The organism is Algicola sagamiensis DSM 14643, assembly GCF_000374485.1.
GTDB lineage: Bacteria > Pseudomonadota > Gammaproteobacteria > Enterobacterales > Alteromonadaceae > Algicola > Algicola sagamiensis.
The window spans coordinates 1-2,496 of record NZ_KB894524.1 but is presented as its reverse complement, the minus strand read 5'-3'; the positions used below and the strand labels follow the sequence as shown (position 1 = coordinate 2,496).

4 protein-coding genes are annotated in these 2,496 nt (G+C 39.8%); 3 read left to right on the top strand and 1 reads right to left on the bottom strand.

Annotation, left to right across the window (positions count from 1 at the left end):
* Window positions 1-234: 234 nt before the first annotated feature.
* The 3 genes from C505_RS0120890 to C505_RS0120880 all read left to right on the top strand — a co-directional run bounded on the left by C505_RS0120890 (window position 235) and on the right by C505_RS0120880 (window position 2,087).
* Entirely contained in the window at window positions 235-1,269 is a 1,035-nt protein-coding gene (locus tag C505_RS0120890; protein ID WP_018694579.1) for a hypothetical protein, read from the top strand.
* The gene (locus C505_RS0120885; RefSeq protein ID WP_018694578.1) at window positions 1,270-1,629 is read left to right on the top strand and encodes a hypothetical protein; all 360 of its coding nucleotides are present in this window, start codon (window positions 1,270-1,272) and stop codon (window positions 1,627-1,629) included.
* A gap of 203 nt (window positions 1,630-1,832) precedes the next feature.
* Window positions 1,833-2,087, top strand: a complete 255-nt coding sequence (locus tag C505_RS0120880) for a hypothetical protein (protein WP_018694577.1) — start codon at window positions 1,833-1,835, stop codon at window positions 2,085-2,087.
* A gap of 43 nt (window positions 2,088-2,130) precedes the next feature.
* Here the strand turns inward: C505_RS0120880 and C505_RS0120875 are convergent, their stop codons facing one another.
* Window positions 2,131-2,325: a hypothetical protein gene (locus C505_RS0120875; RefSeq protein ID WP_018694576.1), complete on the bottom strand. Its 195-nt coding sequence runs from the start codon at window positions 2,323-2,325 to the stop codon at window positions 2,131-2,133.
* Window positions 2,326-2,496 lie beyond the last annotated feature (171 nt).

Below are 2,496 nucleotides of genomic sequence, written 5' to 3'. Positions count from 1 at the left end.
GTTTCTCTTTGTTGACTATTGATTTGTCAGATCAATCAACAGATTAGCACCACATTCTTTTTCTCACCTCATACACCAGAAATCATCATAGCTCGCTCTTTCATTACCTAGGGTTCATCTCATACAAAAGTTAATAAAAACAATTCTCTTAAGACAAATATTTGATTAAATTGTTAATTGCCCTGAGGTATAATTCTGCCTCTCATTAGGAATGCTATATAAAGGAGAATGACAATGGCAACCGCAGAACTGCTCATCGAAAGACGCTTATCCCCTCTACCTTGTTCAACACCAGAAGAAATCAGTGTATTCCGCAAAGATAACCCGCATATTACAGGTGATATGATCATGCCTGGGACGGCTTATATTTGCCGTCCAGAATACAACAGTGCGCTTGGAGCTTTATCTAAAGAACAAACATGGGTGATGCGCTCTTTGCAAAGTTTGAGTCCAGAGTCTCGTAGGGGAATGCTTCAACTCATTGATTATTGTGGGGGAACAGAAAACGCCCTTGGACTTGCTGACTTCTTAGAAGATAAAGTTTGGCCTTACATTGAGAGCAACTGGCAGGGAGATAGCGTTGGTATTTTCGGTGCTGGTGTTGGTGGGTTTGATGCTCGTACAGCAGGATTCTTGAAAGAGGCAGGGTTATACGAAAAAGCGCTGATCGAATACAGAAAAGCAGTAAAATCGAATGCTCCGAAACACACCCAGACACAACTTTGGAATAAAGCAAAGCGTATCTACCATACGATGAACACTAAATTTCAAGTCGAGTTACAACGACATATGGATATCCGAAGAGCAAGTAAAAAACGGGGTACCATATGGTCTAGTGCAGATAGAGGAAAAAACCTAGCAAGGAGCTCAAAAACAGCCACCAAGATCGAGTTGTCAAAAACTGATGAGCTTCAAAAATTAGCCAAACTTGGTAAAGCTGCGGAGGTCTTAGGAAAAGGTGCGTTAGTTCTTGATGCCGGACTTCGAGTAAACAACGTCTTAAAAGATAAGGAAGCAGGGAAAGATTGGCAAAAAACTGCTGTAAAGGAAACCGTAGGTTTTGCAGCAGGAGCAGGGTTAGGTATTCTTGCGGGTACTGCTGTCGTAGCTGCGGGTGCTTTTTTAGCAGTTACTCCTGTAGGATGGTTTGTAGTTATTGCTGGAAGCTTAGCTGTTGGGTTCGCAGCAAGTAAAATTGGGGATGCAGGCGGTAAATGGGCAGCAGAGAAAGCCTATGAAAAAAGTAGCTCTTTTAGTTGGTGGGATTAAATGAATTCTATTGTATTTACGCCAGATGAAATACTTGGCTTTTCATCATTTTTTTCATTTCTATTAGGGGGAATTTTTATCATTTTGTTCTCCCAAATATCAGTGAAATATATGAAGAAAAGAGTCTATGAAGATGAAGGTGTGAGTGTGTCAAGTTGGGAGGGAGGCATTGGTATTGTCCTAATCAATTTGGCGATGGCTGTTGTTTTTGAAAAGTTAGCAGACCATCCTCTGTTTCCTGACAACAAATACGCAAGAAAATACGCGAGAAAATTAGACTACTTTTTCGCATTAATGATTTTGATATTAATGGGCTTTGCACTTGTTGGCATGACAGTCATGTATTTCGTCTATTTATAAAAGGACATTCTCATTATTATGAAAAGCACTAAGAAAGGCGTTATGGTTCCTAGTGCTTTCAACGCTCAAAAATAAAATTTCACCTCAAATTATTTGGATTAAATGCAAACAAATCAATTGAATATTGAAGATATTCTTTATTTACTTCTGGCGGATTATTCCGAATAGATGGAGTCTTCTTGATCCTCTTTTCGCAAATATCCATGAGTTATATCAAGAAAAAAATCCAATCCGAGGAAAGTGAAAGTATTTCGAACAGGGATGGAGGCATGGGGATCATCATGTTTGGCTTAGCTATGGCGGTCATTTTTGATAAACTCGCTGCTCACCCAATGTTTCCAAACAACAAATATGCTAAGAAATACGCTAGAAAAATCGATTACTTTTTTGCTCTAATGATCTTGATATTATTGAGTATTTCGTTTTTTGGTATGACCGTATTTTATATTTGCAAATGAATAGTCGTGAATCACTAAGGGGCATTCCCCTTAGTTCCCTAACTTAAAGCTTTGATTCACATTCCATCCGACACGAATACCCACCATCCCCAACCTCATGGGCCACCCGCTGGATCACATATCTCCCATCCACACCAGAGCGAAAACATTCAAATTCCAGTTGTGAACGACCTCGGGTAAACACTTCTAGTTTTGATTCCGCTGCTTTTGCTACAAGGACTTCAATACTGTGGAACATAGGCAAGCCTTAGGTGCATTCGAACCTCATCATCTCGTTTTTACTCAAGCTCCAAAACCTGTTACCGCCTTTGAGAATCAAAGCATATCATTGTATACTATGCGGTCATTTGGTTAGCTTGTTCCCATTTGAGCTATAGTCAAATCTGGTGTATGACATGATCATGCAGCA